The organism is Bacillus sp. 204(2023) (assembly GCF_037027505.1).
GTDB lineage: Bacteria > Bacillota > Bacilli > Bacillales > Bacillaceae > Bacillus > Bacillus subtilis.
In genome coordinates, this window is the sequence record NZ_JAXCHE010000012.1 from 35,682 (window position 1) to 56,514 (window position 20,833).

The 20,833-nt window shown below is 45.5% G+C and carries 26 protein-coding genes and 1 riboswitch; of the genes, 15 read left to right on the plus strand and 11 right to left on the minus strand.

Features of this window, described 5'->3' with window-relative positions:
• Positions 1–11: 11 nt before the first annotated feature.
• Both WA279_RS19105 and WA279_RS19110 read right to left on the minus strand, forming a co-directional pair.
• Positions 12–320: a metal-sulfur cluster assembly factor gene (locus WA279_RS19105; protein WP_014479422.1), complete on the minus strand. Its 309-nt coding sequence runs from the start codon at positions 318–320 to the stop codon at positions 12–14.
• A gap of 63 nt (positions 321–383) precedes the next feature.
• Complete coding sequence (locus WA279_RS19110; protein ID WP_336156360.1) at positions 384–1,151, minus strand: prolyl oligopeptidase family serine peptidase; 768 nt, start codon at positions 1,149–1,151, stop codon at positions 384–386.
• 120 nt (positions 1,152–1,271) lie between these two features.
• Between WA279_RS19110 and yitU the strand changes: the two genes are divergently transcribed.
• The 3 genes from yitU to WA279_RS19125 all read left to right on the plus strand — a co-directional run bounded on the left by yitU (position 1,272) and on the right by WA279_RS19125 (position 2,538).
• The gene (gene yitU / locus WA279_RS19115; RefSeq protein ID WP_014476412.1) at positions 1,272–2,084 is read left to right on the plus strand and encodes a 5-amino-6-(5-phospho-D-ribitylamino)uracil phosphatase YitU; all 813 of its coding nucleotides are present in this window, start codon (positions 1,272–1,274) and stop codon (positions 2,082–2,084) included.
• 103 nt (positions 2,085–2,187) lie between these two features.
• Complete coding sequence (locus WA279_RS19120) at positions 2,188–2,340, plus strand: hypothetical protein (RefSeq protein WP_017695668.1); 153 nt, start codon at positions 2,188–2,190, stop codon at positions 2,338–2,340.
• Positions 2,341–2,538, plus strand: a complete 198-nt coding sequence (locus WA279_RS19125; protein WP_003245613.1) for a DUF3813 domain-containing protein — start codon at positions 2,341–2,343, stop codon at positions 2,536–2,538.
• 30 nt (positions 2,539–2,568) lie between these two features.
• On the opposite strand, the gene WA279_RS19130 is transcribed toward WA279_RS19125, so the two are convergent.
• Positions 2,569–3,024: a BsuPI-related putative proteinase inhibitor gene (locus tag WA279_RS19130; protein ID WP_014479419.1), complete on the minus strand. Its 456-nt coding sequence runs from the start codon at positions 3,022–3,024 to the stop codon at positions 2,569–2,571.
• An 18-nt stretch (positions 3,025–3,042) separates the two neighbouring features.
• Positions 3,043–3,885 carry a YitT family protein gene (locus tag WA279_RS19135; RefSeq protein ID WP_003245017.1) on the minus strand — a complete coding sequence of 281 codons (843 nt, stop codon included), beginning with the start codon at positions 3,883–3,885 and terminating at the stop codon, positions 3,043–3,045.
• A 137-nt stretch (positions 3,886–4,022) separates the two neighbouring features.
• On the opposite strand from WA279_RS19135, the gene WA279_RS19140 reads away from it, so the two are divergent.
• Complete coding sequence (locus WA279_RS19140; protein WP_017695667.1) at positions 4,023–4,874, plus strand: DegV family protein; 852 nt, start codon at positions 4,023–4,025, stop codon at positions 4,872–4,874.
• 46 nt (positions 4,875–4,920) lie between these two features.
• On the opposite strand, the gene nprB is transcribed toward WA279_RS19140, so the two are convergent.
• From nprB to WA279_RS19160, 4 genes are all read right to left on the minus strand, one after another.
• Complete coding sequence (gene nprB, locus WA279_RS19145) at positions 4,921–6,537, minus strand: neutral protease NprB (protein WP_009966979.1); 1,617 nt, start codon at positions 6,535–6,537, stop codon at positions 4,921–4,923.
• Positions 6,538–6,672: 135 nt separating this feature from the next.
• The gene (locus WA279_RS19150) at positions 6,673–6,966 is read right to left on the minus strand and encodes a DUF3784 domain-containing protein (protein WP_003233021.1); all 294 of its coding nucleotides are present in this window, start codon (positions 6,964–6,966) and stop codon (positions 6,673–6,675) included.
• Between the two features lie 19 nt (positions 6,967–6,985).
• Positions 6,986–7,573, minus strand: coding sequence for an HAAS signaling domain-containing protein (locus WA279_RS19155; protein WP_336156361.1), 588 nt, complete (start codon positions 7,571–7,573; stop codon positions 6,986–6,988).
• The gene (locus tag WA279_RS19160) at positions 7,570–7,917 is read right to left on the minus strand and encodes a PadR family transcriptional regulator (RefSeq protein WP_003245674.1); all 348 of its coding nucleotides are present in this window, start codon (positions 7,915–7,917) and stop codon (positions 7,570–7,572) included. The genes WA279_RS19155 and WA279_RS19160 overlap by 4 nt, the downstream gene beginning before the upstream one ends.
• 177 nt (positions 7,918–8,094) lie before the next feature.
• Between WA279_RS19160 and WA279_RS19165 the strand changes: the two genes are divergently transcribed.
• The 3 genes from WA279_RS19165 to WA279_RS19175 are packed head-to-tail and all read left to right on the plus strand — an operon-like array spanning position 8,095 to position 10,126.
• Positions 8,095–8,631: an SdpA family antimicrobial peptide system protein gene (locus tag WA279_RS19165; RefSeq protein ID WP_335388523.1), complete on the plus strand. Its 537-nt coding sequence runs from the start codon at positions 8,095–8,097 to the stop codon at positions 8,629–8,631.
• Positions 8,616–9,545 carry a sporulation-delaying protein SdpB family protein gene (locus tag WA279_RS19170; protein ID WP_003233028.1) on the plus strand — a complete coding sequence of 310 codons (930 nt, stop codon included), beginning with the start codon at positions 8,616–8,618 and terminating at the stop codon, positions 9,543–9,545. The genes WA279_RS19165 and WA279_RS19170 overlap by 16 nt, the downstream gene beginning before the upstream one ends.
• Complete coding sequence (locus tag WA279_RS19175; protein WP_003244950.1) at positions 9,542–10,126, plus strand: sporulation delaying protein family toxin; 585 nt, start codon at positions 9,542–9,544, stop codon at positions 10,124–10,126. Before WA279_RS19170 ends, WA279_RS19175 begins: the two co-directional genes overlap by 4 nt.
• Before the next feature lie 52 nt (positions 10,127–10,178).
• Here the strand turns inward: WA279_RS19175 and WA279_RS19180 are convergent, their stop codons facing one another.
• Positions 10,179–11,075, minus strand: a complete 897-nt coding sequence (locus WA279_RS19180; RefSeq protein WP_336156363.1) for a CvfB family protein — start codon at positions 11,073–11,075, stop codon at positions 10,179–10,181.
• Positions 11,076–11,173: 98 nt separating this feature from the next.
• On the opposite strand from WA279_RS19180, the gene WA279_RS19185 reads away from it, so the two are divergent.
• The 7 genes from WA279_RS19185 to WA279_RS19215 all read left to right on the plus strand — a co-directional run bounded on the left by WA279_RS19185 (position 11,174) and on the right by WA279_RS19215 (position 18,440).
• Positions 11,174–11,665 carry a YajQ family cyclic di-GMP-binding protein gene (locus WA279_RS19185; protein WP_336156364.1) on the plus strand — a complete coding sequence of 164 codons (492 nt, stop codon included), beginning with the start codon at positions 11,174–11,176 and terminating at the stop codon, positions 11,663–11,665.
• Between the two features lie 106 nt (positions 11,666–11,771).
• A riboswitch (SAM riboswitch) is annotated at positions 11,772–11,889 on the plus strand.
• Positions 11,890–11,978: 89 nt separating this feature from the next.
• Positions 11,979–13,817 (plus strand): bifunctional homocysteine S-methyltransferase/methylenetetrahydrofolate reductase, encoded by a 1,839-nt coding sequence (locus WA279_RS19190; RefSeq protein ID WP_326214082.1) that lies wholly within the window; start codon positions 11,979–11,981, stop codon positions 13,815–13,817.
• 90 nt (positions 13,818–13,907) lie between these two features.
• The gene (locus tag WA279_RS19195) at positions 13,908–14,357 is read left to right on the plus strand and encodes a GNAT family N-acetyltransferase (RefSeq protein WP_336156365.1); all 450 of its coding nucleotides are present in this window, start codon (positions 13,908–13,910) and stop codon (positions 14,355–14,357) included.
• Positions 14,358–14,362: 5 nt separating this feature from the next.
• Complete coding sequence (locus WA279_RS19200; protein WP_336156366.1) at positions 14,363–15,211, plus strand: GNAT family N-acetyltransferase; 849 nt, start codon at positions 14,363–14,365, stop codon at positions 15,209–15,211.
• Positions 15,212–15,322: 111 nt separating this feature from the next.
• Positions 15,323–16,591 carry an MFS transporter gene (locus WA279_RS19205; protein ID WP_336156367.1) on the plus strand — a complete coding sequence of 423 codons (1,269 nt, stop codon included), beginning with the start codon at positions 15,323–15,325 and terminating at the stop codon, positions 16,589–16,591.
• 8 nt (positions 16,592–16,599) lie between these two features.
• Positions 16,600–17,715, plus strand: a complete 1,116-nt coding sequence (locus WA279_RS19210; RefSeq protein ID WP_336156368.1) for a mandelate racemase/muconate lactonizing enzyme family protein — start codon at positions 16,600–16,602, stop codon at positions 17,713–17,715.
• Positions 17,716–17,810: 95 nt separating this feature from the next.
• Entirely contained in the window at positions 17,811–18,440 is a 630-nt protein-coding gene (locus WA279_RS19215; RefSeq protein WP_336156369.1) for a YitT family protein, read from the plus strand.
• A gap of 44 nt (positions 18,441–18,484) precedes the next feature.
• Here the strand turns inward: WA279_RS19215 and WA279_RS19220 are convergent, their stop codons facing one another.
• Positions 18,485–19,243, minus strand: a complete 759-nt coding sequence (locus WA279_RS19220; RefSeq protein WP_336156370.1) for a phosphosulfolactate synthase — start codon at positions 19,241–19,243, stop codon at positions 18,485–18,487.
• Entirely contained in the window at positions 19,240–19,926 is a 687-nt protein-coding gene (locus tag WA279_RS19225) for a 2-phosphosulfolactate phosphatase (protein ID WP_326211270.1), read from the minus strand. The genes WA279_RS19220 and WA279_RS19225 overlap by 4 nt, the downstream gene beginning before the upstream one ends.
• 186 nt (positions 19,927–20,112) lie before the next feature.
• Here WA279_RS19225 and WA279_RS19230 point away from each other — a divergent pair, with 186 nt between their 5' ends.
• Positions 20,113–20,823, plus strand: coding sequence for a phosphoadenylyl-sulfate reductase (locus WA279_RS19230; protein WP_336156371.1), 711 nt, complete (start codon positions 20,113–20,115; stop codon positions 20,821–20,823).
• Positions 20,824–20,833: the final 10 nt, after the last annotated feature.

Here is a 20,833-nt window from a genome sequence, read left to right on the forward strand (position 1 = left end):
CCTCTTTTGTTTTATTGAATGCCAAGCGCAATTTTTGCGTATCTGGACATTTTATCCCTAGTCCAAGGCGGATTCCATACAATGTGAACCTCTGTGTCTTTCACTTCAGGAAGGTCCGCTAATGCTTTTTTCACCTCATCCACGATAATCGGCGCTAAAGGGCATCCCATTGATGTCAGTGTCATCGTCACGTGCGTTAAGCCGTCTTCATCCATGTCAACATCGTATACCAAACCAAGGTTCACGATATCAACGCCAAGCTCAGGATCGACAACCTGTTCCAGGGCGCCCATGATGTTTTCTTTTAATGCTTCTTCCACGTTCCCTCACTCCTTTTTTCTACAGTATAACGTAAATTCAGCTCTTGTTAATAACTTAGTGCTTTATAAGTACGTTTCAAACCATTCAATCGTTTTTAACACAGCTGCCCGCGGGACTTTATGGTCAGCGTTTTCATCTCCGATAAATTGCAGGCGTTCCGGCTGCTCGCTGTAATGGGATTTGATCGTGTCATAAAATGTCCGGGTCGGCGCGTAAGGCACGACCTTATCTTTTGCACCGTGCCAAAATAAAAGCGGGCGCTGTTGCAGTTTCTCCGGCTGAAGGCTGAGATCCCGCAATTCGAGACGTTTCATCAGCTGATGTACCTTCTCTTCCGGCACATCGATTTCAATGCCGTGAGATTGAATATGGTCAATCTGCTGCTGAAACAGCTCCACGTAATTCGGGCTTCCCATCAGGCTGACGCCGGCTTTTATCCAATCATATGCAGTCAAAGCGCCAAGCGTTGTGATGCCGCCCATTGACGTGCCTGCGAGACCGATGCGGCCGCCGTCTATCAGGCCCTCTTTTTCAAAATGGTTTTTAAGTACGCCGATCTCTTCAATCTCGTTTAGGACGATATCCCAAAAATGCCCCGCCAGCTCTTCGACAGCCATTTCTTCTCCCCGTTCCCCATGGTGCAGAGCCTCCGGCAGAACGGCTCTAAAACCCTTCTCCGCAAGCAGATAAGCAATATGAAGGTTGTGTTCCTTCGCGCTTGTAAAACCATGGATAAAGATCACGAGAGGAACAGCGCGGTGCCTGTTCTCTTCCTTTACAATATGTAAAAACGGAATACCGGAAACGGTTTGATTCTCAATTTGTATCACAATGTGCCCCTCCTTAGGATAACCATAATCATAAGTGTAACATGTAGACAATAAAGATGGTAAAAAGCTACACTGTAAGTAAAGCAAAACAAGCAAAATCTAAGGTTAAAGGAGCTTTTCATGGAGACAAAACCCTATTTAATCGCATTAGATTTAGATGGAACATTATTAAAGGATGATAAAACCATATCTGAAAACACCCTTCAGACGATACAGCGCCTAAAAGATGACGGGCATTATGTCTGCATCTCAACAGGCCGTCCGTATCGTTCAAGTTCCATGTACTACCAGCAGATGGAGCTGACAACGCCAATTGTTAATTTTAACGGAGCATTTGTCCATCATCCGCAAGACGACAGCTGGGGACGATATCATACGTCGCTGCCGCTTGATGTTGTCAAACAGCTCGTGGATATCAGCGAAAGTTACAACGTACATAACGTGCTTGCTGAAGTGATTGACGACGTATACTTTCATTACCATGATGAGCACCTGATAGATGCCTTTAATATGAACACAACAAATGTAACGGTCGGAGACTTGCGGGAAAATCTTGGTGAAGATGTGACGTCTGTACTCATACATGCAAAAGAAGAGGATGTGCCGGCAATACGCTCATATTTATCGGATGTGCATGCCGAGGTAATCGACCATAGAAGATGGGCCGCACCGTGGCATGTCATTGAAATTATCAAAAGCGGCATGAATAAAGCGGTCGGCCTGCAGAAAATCAGCGATTATTACGGCGTGCCGAGGGAGCGGATCATTGCTTTCGGGGATGAGGATAACGATTTGGAAATGCTTGAATTTGCAGGCTGCGGCGTTGCAATGGGAAATGGAATTGACGCGGTCAAGCAGATTGCCAACCGAACAACGGCTACAAATGAAGAGGACGGCGTTGCAAGATTTTTGAAAGAATATTTCTCACTTTAAAGAAGGTCCGTATTAATTTTTCCCACTCATAAACCTTACTTTGCCCCACCATACTATTGAAGACGACTCATCTCGTCAAAGTATGGAAGGGGGCAGTCTCAAAATGGGTAAACGAAGCAAATCCAGAAGGTTTATTCAGCAGGGTAAAGACTCCATCGGGCTACACGCCGCAAGATTTCCATATCGGTCTACTTTAGAAGAAGCTCACCAGCATGCCGCGGCACGAGACTCGGCCGAAAGCCAGGTTGAATATTAAATGAGAAATGAACTGTTTCAGCAGGCAAAATCATTTGTTCAACAGGCGGTCATGGTGACAAACGGCTTTGAGGAAGGCGATCAGGAGCAAGCGATTCTGAGAGCCAAAAATGCTGTATCTTCTGCGTATGCCAATTCGACAGATGCGGAACGTCAACAGCTGCATCAATTTCAAAATCAGCTGGACAAACTCCAATAAAAAAAGGCTATGGCGACTCGCCATAGCCTCTTATTTGACTTCAAACTGCTGAACAGCCTGAACCTGCTTGAGATTTTCCGCCCTGCCCTTAAATGTCACCTTTACCTCATAGGTTCCGGGCTCTGGGACTTCCTTCCACACATCAGAGAAATCATATGTTTCTCCAGATTCAAGCGTCAGGTTTTGAAAAGCCTGCGTAAACATTTTGTCTTTCGAATAACGGTATCTTTCTTTGTGCTCAGAATCATACACGACAAGTTCAAATTTTTGCCCTGTGCTGAATTGAAACTCAATAGCACGTTCACTTTGGTTCTTCAGCGACATGTTAAACTTGATTTGTTCAGGCTCCTGAATTGCGTCAATAGATAAAACAACCTCTTGATTCTCCATTCCGCCTGATACCTCCTTATCGGGTTCTGTCTGCTCATCTTTCCCGCAGCCTATCAAAAGCAGCACGGGGAGGAGCATCACAAGCAGCCGTTTCACGACTTCCACCTGCTTTCGTCAGTCTTTTCTAAAGAAACCAAAAATCCCTGTCGTTTGAACGATGTTCGTAAATGCTTTTGGATCAACTTCTTTGACGATCTTTTCTAAATCGTACAGTTCATACCTCGTGATGACGATAATCATCATTTCTTTCTGTTCGTTCGTAAAAGCTCCTTTTGCCGGAACAGTTGTGATGCCGCGCACCATTTTTCCGTAAATGGCTTCCTTGATTTCGTCCGCCTTTTTCGTCACGATCATTGCCGTGAGCTTCATGTGGCGAGTGTGAATGGCGTCGATCACCCTTGTTGTCACATACAGCGTAACCAGGGTATATAATGCTTTCTCCCAACCTTGCAATAATCCTGCCGTCAAGATGATAATCCCGTTCAGAATGAAGAAATACGTGCCGACGGGTTTATCCTTCCACTTTGCAAGCACCATGGCGACGATATCAAGTCCGCCTGTCGAAGCTCCGTATTTTAATGTTAAGCCGATACCGACTGCGGAAATGACGCCGCCGAACACCGCGTTCAGCAAAATGTCATGTGACAGGCTTGTTTCCGGCAGGATCCCCATAAACAGAGTAGTGAGTGCGACACTTAAAATGCTGTACACTGTAAACGATTTGCCGACCTTCAGCCATCCTAAAATACCGACCGGAATGTTTAAGAGGAACAAGAGCGTTCCCGTCGATATGTAAAAGGGGGCATATTGATCAACGACGCTTGATAAAAGCTGGGCAACACCTGTAAATCCGCTGGCATATACATCTGCAGGTATCAAAAATAAGTTCAGCCCGGCAGCATTGAGTAAAGCGCCGATGATGACGATGAGTAATTTTTTTGTTTGATCTAGTACCATGGCATGTTCCTCCGCTCTTTCTTCTTTATTATGTTTTCCCTTAAAACAAATATTTGAACACGATTTTGGCAAATTAATATGATATAGTTGGCTTAACTCTCATGAAAACGAGCGATAACGGAAAGAAGGGAAGCAATATGACAGTTCATCTCATCGCTGACAGCGCCACTGATTTGCCTCGTTCTTATTTTGAAGAAAAAGGCATTGGCTTTATTCCGCTCAGGGTTTCTCTCGGTGATAAAGAATTCGAAGATGCAGTCACAATTCAAGCGGATCAAATATTTGAAGCGATGCAAAATGGAGAAACGCCTAAGACGTCCCAAGCCTCACCGCAAACGATTAAAAATGTGTTTTTGCAATATGCCGAAACAGGTGATCCCGCTCTTTACATTGCCTTTTCCTCAGGTCTCTCCGGCACGTATCAGACAGCTGTAATGATCGCCAATGAAGTGAAGGAGGAATTCCCCGATTTCGATTTGCGGGTCATTGATTCCAAATGCGCTTCATTAGGATACGGTCTGGCTGTCCGGCATGCTGCCGATCTCTGTATCAACGGGAATACAATACAAGAAATTGAAACGTCTGTAAAGAACTTTTGCAGCCAGCTTGAACACATTTTTACCGTTGATGATTTAACATATCTCGCGAGGGGCGGCCGGATATCCAAAACGTCCGCTTTTGTCGGCGGCCTGTTGAATATTAAACCGCTGCTTCAGATGGAGGACGGCAAGCTTGTGCCTCTGGAAAAAATCCGCGGACAGAAGAAACTTTTCAAACGGATCATCGAGCTTATGAAAGAGCGCGGGGATGATTGGAGCGATCAAACCGTCGGGATCAGCTACGCCGCGAACAAAGAAAAAGCCACGGACATGAAACACCTGATTGAGGAAGCGTTCAAGCCGAAAGAAATCATTATGCATCCAATCAGTTCAGCAATCGGCTCGCATGCCGGTCCAGGTACATTGGCGATATTCTTTTTAAGAAAATGAGCAAACAAAAACAGTCAGACTCTGTGTCCTGACTGTTTTTGTTTGCTCATAGAATGCCGACAGCCTCATACGCCTTTTCGACTGAAGCTGATTGCTTCGAGCCTTCACCGTATAAATCATTGGCAGCTTCAATCGCCGCTTGCTTCATCATGCTGAAATCTGTAGATGCCGTTACATAATATGTTAAAGCCCGATAGTAAATTTGTTCACTTGCTTCACGCCCAATCCCTTCAACCTGTACACCGTGGTGCACGCCTCCTTCTGCAAGAAGATAAGCTGCTTTATTGTGAATGGACGAATTGATATGGACTCCGCCATAATCCTCTGTTCCTGTGTAGCGGTTCGAGTAATGATCTGGATTTCCCTGCTTAGATGGGTCCTCCAATGACCGCAATGAATCTCCTGCAATACCAGGAGTATAGACATCTTCGCCGATCTCCCAATCATCACGGTCAGCCATCGCGCCCATAATGTCAGAAATGGACTCATTTAATGCACCGGGTTCTCCTTGATATAAAAGACCGGCGGAATACTGTGTGACTGCGTGTGTGATTTCATGCGCGACAATGTCGAGCGATCCAGACAGCGGCTTAAATTTCGAACCGTCTCCATCCCCGTATACCATCTGGACACCGTTCCACGCAGCATTGTTCCATTGTTTGCCGACATGCACGGTAGACGTAATCCTTGCTCCGTTTTGATCAAAAGAATCACGGCCAAATGTCTTGCTGTAATAATCGTAAACGGCTTGCGCATTTGCGTGTGCGTCTACAGCCGCAGGTTCATTAAATACGGACGTGCCGCTGACTATTTCTTTGCCCGTATACCCGATCAGTTGAGACAAAAGCGTAAACAAGGTTTCGTTCAGGTTCTTCGCGTCAAATGTATTGATCCCTTTTCCCCTTGTTTCGTCAGCCAAATAAAAGCGCCCATTTTGTTCTGTGACGTCAAAGCTTTTTTCATCACCTGACACGCCGATTCCTGTACCTGCCGCTTCATGAATGGCATTAAAGGACTCGATGACCTTTCCGTTTTTGGCATCGATGAAATAATGCCAATAGCCAGGCTCAGGTTCAGATGTCGAGAGTCTCACAAGGTAGGCGAGATCATATTCACCGTCGTGTGGATAGATATATAATTCGCCTTTTGGTTCCCCATCAAGATATTCGATTTTTCCAATGGAAGCCTCGAGCTCACGCCTTGCTGTATGTATTGCTTTTTTCTCAGAAATAGACGGTGTGACGGAGACGTCCTTGATTTGCGGATGCACCTTTCCAAAGAAACTTTTCACTTGTTTGTTTTCCTTCATCGCGACCGCTTGTTCAAAGCCGTAAATCGGAATTCCTTTGTAAACCTCCGTTAATTTAAAAAACGTTTGTTTTGTCTTTGGATCCTTTATGGTTTTCGAAACGCGAAAATGGCTGTTCGCATTCCCTTTGAGCTTAAACTGCGTTTGATGCTTGTCAAGATAGGAAAATAGCGATTCTTTCTGGGTTGTGTTTTGTACCGGCTTCTGCGGTGACTTTTCGATGATGTATGAAGGGGTTTGATACGTATGGTCGTATTCGATGCTTTCTTCAGCTGAGGCATGTGTTACAAAAACCATTTGGGCCGCTGTGCATAAGCCGGCCAGTAATAGAGATGTCTTGGTCAAGTTGCGCAAAACACCACATCCTTCCTATTTTGGGATCTATCATTTTTCTTCATCCTATCAAAAATACAAAAACTTGTATGTGGTGCTTCGTTCTTATTTTCCCAAAAAAGAAGGGCAGAGATATTTCGCTCTGCCCTTCTTTTTCTACTCTACTAATTTTTTATTGACATAAATAATAACCCCTGCTCCATATGCCAGTATAAGCGGAGGTATGAGCTGCTCCTGACCTTGAAATGAGATAAAACTATTCAGCAAAATGAACAAACCGGAATTCAAGAAAAAGTAGCCTGCTATTCTGGCCAGCCGATCTTTATCCCGTATACGCGCCTCGTTAAACCCAGCCAGCATCCAGGTTTGTTTTTTGATTCCGACAAAATAGGCAACCACAAAGAATAAAAGCGCGATGACAATTAATAGATAATTGATGCTGATTTCCATCTTACAGCCTCCTACAAGATTACTTGATGTTAAGAAAAAGAAAAAAAGCGGCACAGCTTACTGCAATCAGCAGCAGGACGACAAGCGCATTGAGGAACGGGCTCAAAAGAAGCAGCACTGCTAAAAACAGCAGATAAACCGCACCGACTCGCGAAATCGTAACAATCTCCTTTTGAGAGCGCATTTTGTTTTTTCTGACACCTGCAAACATCATCAATTTTTTTTGCTTCCATACATATCCGGCGAGCACCATTAAATAAACAGCCAGCGGCAGATGTCTGAAGTCGGACGGCAGCAGCGGCAGGGCGATAATCGTGACAATGAGAAGGACCGAAAGCCAGCTTTTGCCCAATAAAGACCTCCTCCTTTTCGTCTCTCCCACATCACCCATCATCAATTCGGCAAGCTCCTTCGGATGAGAAAATTCAGATTCAACAGCTTTCTGCAGTTCCTCTTCACTAAGGCCGGCTTTGATTCTGTCTTGAACGAAAGCGGTGATATGCCCCTTTAATTCGTCGATAGCGTTTTCTCTCTCTACATCAGGCATATTCGCCAGCTCTGCATTTAGTTCCTCCATGTATCGGTCAATGATAAGCTGTCCATTCATAGCAAATCCCCCGATAAAGACAGTAAGGCTTGATGGGTTTCCAGGTATTTCTCCAGCCGTTCTTTTAACATTTCTTCTCCTTTTTGCGTCATTTTGTAATACTTTCTTTTCGGGCCGTCCAGTGAATCTTCCCAAAAAAATTCGATCCATCCCTTCTCGGTCATACGTTTCAGAATCGGATAAATCGCTCCCTCTGAAATAGCCAGCGCCGAGGTGGTTTTTAAGGATGACGTCAGCTCATAACCGTACATCGGTTTAGAACGCAGTAGGGATAGGATGGCCAGCTCGAAAATCCCTTTTCGAAATTGAACAATCCAGCGGTCATTAACTTGATTCGTTTTCATGGTTTAAATATATCGAAAAAACCACTATATATCAATCACATATAGCAGTGTAAAATGTCCTGTTTTTTCTTTTAACAAAAATGGAATTTCTCATACTTTTTAACCTTTTTATTACATAAATATTTTTATATTATGAAAAGTGTAAAAACGATTCTTCAGGTTAAAAGGAGCAGTCGAATGCAGAAATCGATATCATTTTTTGTCATTTTTTCAATCCTTTGGGGTTCTCTATTTCTGTTTTCTATTATTGGCAGCTTAGGGACAACCCCGATTCCGCTGACAAAGGACTCCAAATTTCTCATGTCCAGCATCCTCCCTCAGGGCTGGGGCTTTTTTAGCAAAAATCCGCGTGATACTGCAATCGGCTTATATGAGGCTGAAAATGCCAGCGCCAAGGTCAGATGGCCCAATATGAGGGCTGACAATCTATTCGGCCTGTATCGGTATGGGCGGTCACAAGGCGTTGAAATGGGCGTGATCTACAGCCAAGTCGGCAAGGAACAGTGGACAGCATGTAAAGAAAAGGACCTCGGCGCATGCAAAAGCAAAGCCAAAACCGTGCAATTAAAAACACCCGCTCCCCGCCCGCTGCTTTGTGGCAGCTACTATTTGACGAAAGAGGATATTGTTCCTTGGAGCTATTCTAAATACACCCCTTCGCCTTATCAGGTAAAAAGCATAGTCAAGGTTGTGATTTCATGCTCGAAAACATAAAACAGACCATCACCAGATGGGACGAAAGAAACCCGTGGACAAATGTATACGGCCTCGCGCGAAGCATCATTGCGCTATCCAGCCTGCTGACGCTGCTCATCAATCACCCGAGCCTCATTATGAAGCCAGCCAGCGGGATCAGCAGCTATCCAGCTTGTAAAATGAATCTCAGTCTCTTTTGCCTCGGCGAAAATAACTATATGATGTTAAATCTTTTCAGATGGGTCTGCATTGCCATTCTGGTGCTTGTTGTCATTGGCTGGCGCCCCAGAATCACCGGGGTTCTGCATTGGTATGTCAGTTACAGCCTGCAGTCATCGCTGATCGTCATCGACGGAGGCGAGCAGGCAGCAGCCGTCATGACCTTTTTATTGCTTCCCATCACGCTGACCGATCCGAGAAAATGGCATTGGAGTACGAGACCTATAGAGGGCAAAAGAACACTTGGAAAAATAACAGCTTTTATTTCTTATTTTGTGATCAGAATCCAAGTGGCGGTGCTTTATTTTCACTCTACCGTCGCTAAGCTGTCTCAGCAGGAATGGGTGGACGGAACGGCCGTATATTATTTCGCCCAGGAAAAGACCATTGGCTTCAACGGCTTTTTTCAGGCGTTAACGAAGCCAATTGTAACAAGTCCGTTCGTGGTGATTCCGACATGGGGGACGCTGCTGGTTCAAATTGTCATCTTCGCGGCGCTGTTTGCGCCGAAGAAGCATTGGAGATTGATTTTGATCATCGCTGTTTTTATGCATGAGATTTTTGCAGTCATGCTGGGCCTCATCAGTTTTTCGATTATCATGGCCGGCATTTTGATATTGTATCTCACTCCTATCGATTCCACGATTCAATTTACATATATTCGCAGACTGTTGTGGAATAAAAAACACAAGAAGGGAGAGGTTTCAGTTTGAAGAAGGCGTTTCTAGTTTTTTTGTCGGTTGTATTGGTGACGACTGTGTTTTTGGTGAAGCAGCAAGAAAGTGTGGCACAGGCAAAGCAGCTTGAGTATTCAGGTGAGGAAATTTTTAAAGGCTTTGTGTTTGCCCAAGGGGAAGTTGGCAAACAGCTTCCAGAGGTCTTTAATAAAGCGATGACAGACAAACTCAACACAAAACAGGCAAAGGCTTTTGCCAATCAGGTTGTCGCTGATATTAAAAAAGAGGATGCTGACTTTTTTGATAACCTGAAGAAAGCTGTTTACAGCAAAGATGCATTGAAAGTGGATGAACTGCTGAAAAAAGCAGGTCAAATCGTTGAAGAAAAAGTAGAAGCAGCAAAGGAAATCGCAGCTTCCAAGGATGATACATCCAGAGTTCAGGCCGAGCTTGTCAACACTGTTGATACCGCTAACTATTTCTATTATGTTTCCTATGTTGCTGCAGCAGGTGCCCTGATTCTGATCATTCTCGCCATTGATATTACGCCGATTGCGATTTCAGACAATGTGGATCGCGAAATGGCAATCAGAACGCTGGTTGATGAATTAAACTAGACATAAAAAAACGGCTCGCTCCGCAGTCTGCTGCAGGCGAGCCGTTTTCATGCTATTTTTTCTCGTATGTCCATCCATTTTCCTGATACACTTTTCCGTTTTTCATCAAATGGCCCAGCGCGCGTTTAAAGGCGGCTTTGCTCATATTAAAACGTTCTCTGATATCGTCAGGCTGGCTTTTGTCACTGTACGGCATGGCACCGTTTCTCATTCTCATATACGTTAGAATGCACTCAGCATCAACTGACATTGCATCCTGTTTTCTTGGAAGCAGCGACAAGTTGACTGAACCATCTTCTTTCACTTGAATCACCCGGCCTGTGACGCTTGAACCGAGTCTTGGCTCCTCTTTTCTTTCTGACGGGTGAATAAAACAGCGGATACCGTCATCCGTGATCACGAATGAACCCGATGCGATCAGCCTGTACACCGTACCTGTCAGCTCTTTATTCATCAGATCTTCTGAAGCGTCGGTAAACAGTTCGCTGATGATATCTTCCGGCGCTGGTTTCGCAAACATGCGCCCCCGGTTCGTCACCTTCAGCATACAGTAAAGTTTGTCCCCTTTTTGCGGCCAGACATCTTCGTACGGCGGCAAATGCTCAGTTGCGACTAGTGCGTCCTTCGATAAACCGACATCAACGAAAACGCCCATATCTTCCACTTTATCCACCACTTCAACCCAGCCATATTCATCCGCGCTGATGACCGGAATTTTCATCGTGGCCGCAAGCCTTTCCTGCTGGTCTACGTATATAAAGACTTCTACTTCGTCTCTGTCCTCGATATCCTCAGTCATTTCACTGTTATGTAAGAGAATCGTATCTTCCCCATCGGTTAAAAAGTAACCGAAGTCGGTTTGGTGATCTATACTCAAGGTTAATTGCTGCCCTGGTCTCATGCTATCGTCCTTCCTGTTCCGCTTATTCTCTGCGGATTTTGTTAACATTTTTTCCAATCATCACAAATTGATTCTTTGTTCTGTTGGAAGTTTCTCTTTATTCTACTATAATCAACACATAAGTTAAATGTTATGGAGGTTTTCATATGGCAAAAGAAAGCTCATTTGATATTGTATCCAAGGTGGAATTGCCTGAAGTGCAAAACGCAATCCAAATCGCACTGAAGGAAATCAGTACCCGATACGACTTTAAAGGCAGCAAAAGCGACATTTCTTTAGATAAAGAGGAGCTGGTCCTCGTTTCTGATGACGACTTCAAATTAAGCCAGCTGAAAGATGTGCTGGTCAGCAAATTGATTAAACGAAACGTACCGACAAAAAACATTGAGTACGGCAAGGTTGAAAACGCGTCAGGCGGAACGGTGCGCCAGCGTGCAAAGCTTGTTCAAGGCATTGACAAGGACAACGCAAAAAAAATCAATACGATCATCAAAAACTCCGGACTGAAAGTAAAGTCTCAGGTGCAGGATGATCAAGTGCGTGTCACCGGAAAAAACAAAGATGACCTGCAGCAGATTATCTCAGCTGTACGGGCAGCAGATCTGCCAATTGACGTTCAATTTATAAATTTCAGATAAATTTTCTGATTCCTATTGATTATTGTCTTTATTTTCGGTAAATTTGGAGAAAGGGAAAAACGCCAGGTATCTTTTGGCACTTCCTGACACGAAAATTTCATATCCGTTCTTATCAAGAGAAGCAGAGGGACTGGCCCGACGAAGCTTCAGCAACCGGTGTAATGGCGATCAGCCATGACCAAGGTGCTAAATCCAGCAAGCTCGAACAGCTTGGAAGATAAGAAGAGACAAAATCACTGACAAAGTCTTCTTCTTAAGAGGACTTTTTTTATTTCTCTTTTTTCCTTGCTGATGTGAATAAAGGAGGCAGACAATGGGACTTTTAGAAGATTTGCAAAGACAGGTGTTAATCGGTGACGGCGCCATGGGGACGCTCCTCTACTCCTATGGCATTGACAGGTGTTTTGAGGAGCTCAATATTTCAAAGCCGGAGGAAATTCAGCGCATACATAAAGCGTACGTTGAAGCGGGAGCCAACATTATTCAAACGAATACGTACGGGGCCAACTATATTAAATTATCCAGACACGGGCTTGAGGATGACATCAAAAAAATGAATCAGGAGGCCGTAAAGATCGCGCGGGCTTCAGCAGGCGATGCATACGTGCTTGGAACGATGGGCGGCATACGGACATTTAATAAAAACGCGTACAGTCTTGACGAAATTAAGCGCAGCTTCCGCGAGCAGTTGTATCTGCTGCTGCATGAAGAGCCGGATGGCTTGCTGTTAGAAACATATTATGATTTGGAAGAAGCCCGTGAAGTGCTGAAAATCGCGCGCAAAGAGACTGATCTTCCGATTATGCTCAATGTCTCCATGCACGAGCAAGGCGTATTGCAGGACGGAACGCCGCTTTCTGACGCATTGCGCTCGATTGCGGATCTCGGAGCTGATATCGTCGGCATTAACTGCCGCCTCGGCCCTTATCACATGATTGAAGCGCTCAGCGAAGTGCCGATTTTTGATGACGTCTTCTTATCCGTTTATCCGAACAGCAGTCTCCCTTCGCTTGAAGAGGGACGGCTCGTCTATGAAACAGACGACACGTATTTTCAAAACAGCGCGTCAGAATTCCGTAAGCAAGGCGCGCGGATTATCGGCGGCTGCTGCGGCACAACGCCGAATCACATCAGGGCGATGGCGGAAGCGGTTGGCGGGCTGGCTCCGATTACGGAAAAAGAAGTCAAAACCCGGGCGAAAGAATTCATTTCTGTTCATCACGAGCGAACCGAGCCCGGCCTGGATGAGATCGCAGCGAAAAAACGCTCTATTATCGTAGAGCTGGACCCGCCGAAAAAACTAAGCTTTGACAAATTTCTGTCCGCTGCTGCTGAATTAAAAGAAGCGGGAATCGATGCCCTGACACTCGCCGACAATTCTTTGGCGACCCCGCGGATCAGCAATGTTGCCTGCGGCGCCCTTGTCAAGCAGCAGCTCGATATGCGTTCCCTTGTCCATATTACGTGCCGTGACCGTAACATTATCGGCTTACAGTCACATTTAATGGGCCTTGATACGTTAGGGCTGAATGACGTGCTTGCTATTACAGGTGACCCTTCTAAAATAGGGGATTTTCCTGGTGCGACGTCTGTATATGATTTAACATCTTTTGATTTAATCAGGCTGATCAAACAATTCAATGAAGGTCTGTCTCTGTCTGGAAAACCGCTCGGCAAGAAAACGAATTTCTCAGTTGCCGCTGCATTTAATCCTAACGTCCGCCATCTGGATAAAGCGGTAAAACGGCTTGAGAAAAAAATAGATTGCGGCGCAGATTATTTTGTTTCTCAGCCTGTCTATTCCGAGCAGCAGCTTGTCGATATCCATAACGAAACAAAACATCTGAAGACGCCGATCTATATCGGCATCATGCCGCTGACAAGCAGCCGGAATGCAGAATTCATCCATAATGAAATTCCCGGCATTAAGCTGTCTGATACGATTCGCGAAAAAATGGCCCGTGCCGGTGAAGATAAAGAAAAGCAAAAGGCGGAAGGCCTTGCGATTGCACGCTCCCTGCTGGATACGGCATGCGAGCTGTTTAACGGCATCTACTTGATAACGCCTTTCCTCAGATCTGACTTAACCGCTGAGCTTACTTCATATATTCAGCAAAAAGATGAGCAGCGCCAAAATATCTTTTTGCATTAATCCCTTAAAAGACTGTCTGATCCAATCGGGCGGTCTTTTTCAACGGGATTCGTGTTACGATATAGAAAAACAGTCATGAGGAGGAACATTATGCTCGAAGTCAAAACCATTTCCGCGGAAGATACATATGAAATCCGGCACCGTATTCTGCGTCCTCATCAATCCATTGAACAATGCAAATATGAAGAGGATCATGCAAAAGGCTCCTTTCATCTCGGCGCGTTTTTTGAAGGGAAGCTGATCAGCATCGCTTCTTTTTCCCCGCAAAATCAGCCATTAATAACAGAATCCCCAGCATATCGGCTGAGAGGCATGGCAACGCTTGAAGGATATCGCGATCAAAAAGGCGGGAGTATGCTAATCAAACACGCGGAAGAGAAACTGGCAAAGAACGGCGTTCAGGCAGTCTGGTGCAATGCCAGAAGCCATGTGAAAGGCTACTATTCAAAACTTGGCTGGGAAGAACTCGGCGAACCGTTTGAGATTCCCGGCATAGGCACTCATATCATCATGTATAAAAAACTCGAAACAAGCAGGTGATCTGTATGAGGGTAATCGATAAGCTGATTAAGCTTCATAAAGAACATATCCCTAGTCTATTGCGGCTTTGCAGGCAAGCCGGGTGGCCGGATTACGGCGAACAAGAGCTGGCACTGCTTGTCCAGCAAGGACGCTTTTACGGCTATCAAAATGTCAGCGGTGATATTATTTCCTGCATCGGCTTGTTTTTGTTTGGCCGGCTTGCTTCTATCGGCCTCGTGATCGTGGACAAAGAATATCAACGGCTCGGCCTCGGCCGGCGTATGGTAAACGCCTGTATCACCCAAACGGGTGAAAACACCGCCATCAGGCTTTGCGCCACAAAAGAAGGTTTGCCGCTTTATGAAAAAGCAGGTTTTCATACGGCAGGTTCAGTGCGAAAGTACAGCTGTCACAGTTTTCAACCTTATACAAAAAAGCTTGATGCTGAACTGACATCCTTTAGAGAACAAGACTTTCACGACTTAACCGCGGCGGATCTGGCTGCCTTTGGCGGAGATCGATCAAACCTTTTGCAGCAGCTTATTTCTGCTTCATGCGAATGTATCATCGCCCGAAATCAGGAAGGACAGCTAATTGGCTACGGACTTTCTGTACAGACACCGGCCAATTTGAAATTCGGCCCTATCATCGCTCCATCATCAGATGTTGCAGCACAGATAATTAACAGGCTGGCGGCCGGCAAACAAGGGCCGATGCGAATCGATATACCGAGTGAACACACGTCTCTGCATGACAGCCTGATAGAAATGGGATTTCATAAAGATGATGAACCTCCGCTTTTGTTCTATCAGAAAAAAGCGCCTATTCAAAATGGACACTTATATGCTTTGATTTCACAGGCTCTCGGTTAACCCTCTTTTTTCCCGAACAGGTATCTTCTGTTCGGTTTTTTGCTGTCTGATCGCTGAATAAACGAAGCCATCAGGGACATTCTAAGCAGAAGAAAAGGAGTGTGCTCTGAGATGGAATCATCAAAACAAAATAACGGAATGACGATTGTAGCAATCGGTTCAATCCCTTTAATATTAACCCTAGGAAACTCGATGCTTATTCCGATTTTGCCAAAAATGAAATCTGAACTTCATTTATCACAATTTCAAGTCAGTCTCGTGATCACAGTATTTTCCTTGATTGCAGCATTTGCGATTCCGATTGTCGGTTATCTCGCAGACCGATTCTCAAGGAAAGTCATCATTATTCCCTGCTTAATTTTGTATGGTGCCGGCGGTTTGTTAGCCGGGTTTGCGGCAGGTTTTTTTGATAATGCCTTTCCTTGGGTCATGGCAGGACGTGCGCTTCAGGGAATCGGGGCAGCCGGAACCGGCCCAATTGCCATGGCACTGACGGGAGATCTGTTTAAAGGCGCCCAGGAGAGCAAGGTGCTCGGCCTTGTTGAAGCTTCAAACGGCATGGGGAAAGTGCTATCGCCGATCATTGGCTCGCTGATCGCCCTGCTTGTCTGGTATGGCGCGTTTTTTGCCTTCCCTGTGTTTTGTATCATTTCAATCGTGCTGACTTGGATTTTTATTAAAGAAAAGAAAAAGGAAAAAGAACCGCCACCAATCGGAAAATATGCAAAAGGGCTGTTAAGTGTTTTTAAACATGAAGGCAGATGGCTGTTTACCGCTTATTTAGCCGGTGCGACCTGTTTGTTTACTTTATTCGGCATCCTGTTTTATCTCTCAGATGTTCTTGAAAAAACATACGACACCGACGGCGTGAAAAAAGGCTTGATTTTAGCGATCCCGCTTTTGGTTATGTGTGTGACGTCCTATACAACAGGAAGCAAAATCGGGCAAAAGCAATCGTTAATGAAAAAGCTGATCGTACTTGGATTGGCGTTCATGACCGTATCCTACGCGGCACTGTCATTCATTGAAAATCTTGTCCTTTTTATCAGTGTTCTTGTACTGAGCAGTATCGGCTCAGGTCTTGTCCTTCCTTGTGTGAACAGTTTTATTACCGGGGCTGTCGGCAAAGAAAGACGGGGATTTGTCACCTCTCTGTACGGCTCTGTACGTTTCTTAGGGGTAGCGATCGGTCCTCCGATTTTCGGCCGCCTGATGCAATGGTCCAGACCCGGCATGTTTTTAAGCATCGCGGGATTGACTCTCGTTGTCGGGATTCTTGTGATGATGCTCATCCATGTGAAGCAAAACAATGAAGAAACAAAAGAAAAAGAAGACCCTAAAATGGCTGGCAATCGGCTCCAGACCGCTGAGGAAAGGTAGCACCCAGTGTGAAAATTGTACGGATTGAAACCTTTCCGCTATTTCACCGATTAGAAAAGCCATACGGAGATGCCAATGGGTTTAAACGATATCGGACTTGTTATCTCATCAGGATTATCACCGAAAGCGGGATAGACGGCTGGGGAGAATGCGTTGATTGGCTCCCTGCTCTCCATATCGGTTTTACGAAACGAATCATCCCATTTCTATTAGGAAAACAGGCTGGCAGCCGCCTGTCATTAGTGCGCACGATTCAAAAATGGCACATGCGGGCGGCCTCCGCTGTAAGCATGGCGCTGACAGAGATTGCAGCCAAAGCTGCGGATTGTTCGGTTTGCGAATTATGGGGCGGGCGATACAGAGAGGAGATTCCTGTGTACGCGTCTTTTCAATCGTACTCAGACTCCCCGCAATGGATCAGCCGCTCAGTCTCCAATGTTGAAGCCCAGTTGAAAAAAGGTTTTGAGCAAATCAAAGTCAAAATTGGCGGGACTTCATTCAAGGAGGATGTCCGGCACATCAATGCGCTGCAGCATACAGCAGGCAGCTCCATTACGATGATTCTGGACGCAAACCAAAGCTACGATGCCGCTGCGGCTTTTAAATGGGAGCGCTATTTCTCCGAATGGACGAACATTGGCTGGCTTGAGGAGCCTTTGCCCTTTGATCAGCCGCAGGATTACGCTATGCTTCGAAGCCGTTTGTCTGTTCCTGTTGCCGGCGGAGAAAACATGAAGGACCCGGCGCAATTTATGCCTCTCCTTTCACAGCGCTGTTTGGATATCATTCAGCCCGATGTCATGCATGTCAACGGAATTGATGAGTTTCGGGACTGCCTTCAGCTCGCGCGTTATTTTGGCGTCAGAGCATCCGCCCATGCATATGACGGATCGCTCTCACGGCTCTATGCTTTATTTGCACAAGCCTGTCTGCCCCCATGGTCTAAAATGAAGAACGATCACATTGAACCGATCGAGTGGGACGTCATGGAGAATCCTTTTACAGATCTCGTCAGCCTGCAGCCTTCAAAAGGAATGGTCCACATCCCGAAAGGAAAAGGGATTGGAACAGAGATCAATATGGAAATCATCAATCGCTACAAGTGGGATGGCTCAGCCTATTAAGCTGGGCCATTTCTTCATTTTGAGACATAAATCATGGACAGCCTCATAAAATGAAAACAGCGGACAAGTCTTTTCATAAAGGAGCAAATGACTTAATGGCTGAACTGCTGATGAAAGCAAAACTTACGTTTATGATTGTCGTAGGCGGCGTACTACAGGGACTTGGCATGTCCTTGTTTTTATTTCCGCATGATATTCCAACAGGCGGTGCAGCAGGTATTGCGGTGCTTTTGCATTATCTGTTTCAAATCCCCCACGGATTTTCAGTGTGGGCTGTGAATGTATCAATGCTTTTTACCGCTTTAAAATGGCTGGAGATGAGAACATTCACCGGCACCCTCGCTTCTATCACCGTCACCTCTGTCTCGGTATTGATCTTTGATGCGGTTTTTCCGGATATCACATCTAATCTGTGGCTTGATCTGGCAAGCGGCGCAGTGTTATTGGGACTCGGCATCGGACTTTTATACAAATATAAAATTTCAAACGGAGGGTTCGGAGCACTTGCTCTGATGATTTCTATCTACCGCGGCGGGAATCCCGGAACGATCCTGCTCATCATGAATTGCATCATTTTTATGGTCACCGCGTCTATTATTGACTGGGGCATCGTCATTCAAGCCCTCATATGCCAAGTGATATCGACAAGAGTCATCGACTTCATCTACAACATCCGTCTGATCTCACTTCCCTATCTCACGCCTATGTACCGCCATAAAAAATAATAGGCAGAGGCTCTCTTCACGACGAGAGCCCCGCAGCCGCTATTTTACAGAAAAAAGGTATCGGATCTTAGCCCTAAACGCAGCGTTTCCAACGCGATGGCATCATGAAATGGAATATTGGCCAGATTCACATTCGGCCCGATTTTTTGAATAAACCCTTGCTGAAGCGTTTTGTTAGGCGCTTCAAAAATCAGCCTGTTGATATCAATATCCGAGGAAATGATGTCGTCAACAATTTGAAATCTGACATCGCCGCTGCTGGAACAGATCCCTCCCGTTCCGCTTTCTCTGGCTTCTGTAATTACTTTTTCCGCGCCCGCTTCCATATCCTCAACGATATATTCAAGCCATTCCACAGAGCTTTGCCGGCTTGCTAATTCCGCATCCTTGCTGCCCACCTCACTGAGCACAAGAAATTCATCAGAAAAATCGGCAATGAAAGCCGCTTTCTCTTTATTTGTCATCGGGAGCGTACCGTTTGAAATCTCAATATATTCACAGCCGAAATAGGTGCAGTACCGATGAAATTCATTCACTTTTTTCTGGCTTACGTACTTTTCGAACAGTGTGCCGCCAAAGAAAAATGTAATGTCATGTTCTTTCAGTGTGCTGATTTTTTCTTCAAGATCTTTCGTAAGTAATGATGTGCCCCAGCCGAATTTCACAAAATCAATATAGTCGGACGCTCCGGCTATCGCATCTTTGAAAAATTGCAAGGGATAGCCGTTATCAATTAAAATGGACTGCCCGGTTTCTCTCGGCTTGTTTGTTCTCACTGGCAATTCTAGTGAAAAATCATTCATATTATGACCCTCTCTATCGTTGGAACTTCTCCATCTTGTTTCACTTTCATCACGAAATCGCCCGTCAGTTCTTTTGTACAGTAAACGATGTCTTCCGAATCAAACAATGGCTGGCGGCTGTCAAAAAATTTCTCCGCAACAGAAGAGCCTTTTATTCTTTCAATCGCCTCCTCAGCCGTTACCGCATTTGTCCCTTCAATGATGCCTTTGATATATTCCGCACACACCATATCGTCATCACCGGATGGATGGGAAGCCACAATGTTTATGACACAATCGTTTGCGGCGAGCTTTTTCACATGCTGTGCCGTTGTTTTGGCATTGGAAAATCCAGTTACGAACAGATGCTTTGCGTTCAGCGCCCCCAATGCTGCTGTGACGCCGTTTGTTGTTTTCTGGATCAGGCTTTTATCCGCCATATTCTGCCCAGCCATACGTTTTGGAGAATTATCTAAATCAAATCCGCTGATACCGACCCCCTTTTCCTCTCCCGTCAAAACATAATCCGGATAGGTGTCTTTCAGCGCAAAGGCTTCATCAGCTGTCCGGACCAACAAAATCTCTTTCGCCCCGCCGATAAACGCATAATGGGCGACCGTAAAGGCTCTGATGACATCAATGACGATGTTAATATCAGCCGGGGCAAGCGAATGATGATGCCCCTGATAAATGGCAATCGGCATACTACCTCTCCTTGGGCATAAAACCATTTTGCTAAAAAGCATATTCAGCCGGGCTCTTAATGGTTCCGCACCTCATTTTAGGCGGGCGCAGCCCCTAAAAACCCTGAACCTTTATGCAAAAAATGAATAGTCTGCCTATAACTCGATCAATAGATAAAAAAAGCAGATGCAAACGGGGGGAAAACATTGAACGAAACCATCACATATGACACATGGAACGACATGCTGTCCAAACGGATAACGGATCAATTGATCGATGAGCTCGATGTGTTGAAATGGGCTTACCGAACGTACGGAGAAAAGATTGTGTACGCCTGCAGCTTTGGCGCAGAAGGAATGGTGCTTCTCGACTTAATATCAAAAATCAACAAAAACGCACACATCATCTTTTTGGATACCGGGCTTCATTTTCAGGAAACATATGAGCTGATCGAGACCGTCAAAGAGCGATATCCGGGATTTGCAATCCAGATGCTCGAACCCGAGCTGAGCTTAACAGAACAGGAGACGAAGTACGGCGGAGAGCTGTGGAAGCATAACCCGAACCTCTGCTGCCAATTGCGGAAAATTGAACCGCTCAAAAAGCACCTGTCCGGCATGACAGCTTGGATTTCAGGACTGCGCCGGGAGCAGTCGCCAACGAGAAAGCATATTCAATACGTAAACCTGGACCAGAAGTTTAAGCTCATCAAAATTTGCCCGCTCATCCACTGGACATGGGATGACGTTTGGACGTACATCCGCCTGCACAATTTGCCTTATAACAAACTGCACGATCAACATTATCCGAGCATAGGCTGTGAAATGTGTACATTGCCTTCCCCGGACCCGAACGATGAGAGGGCTGGAAGATGGGCCGGACGGGAGAAAACAGAATGCGGCCTGCATCAAGAATAGCGGACGGCAG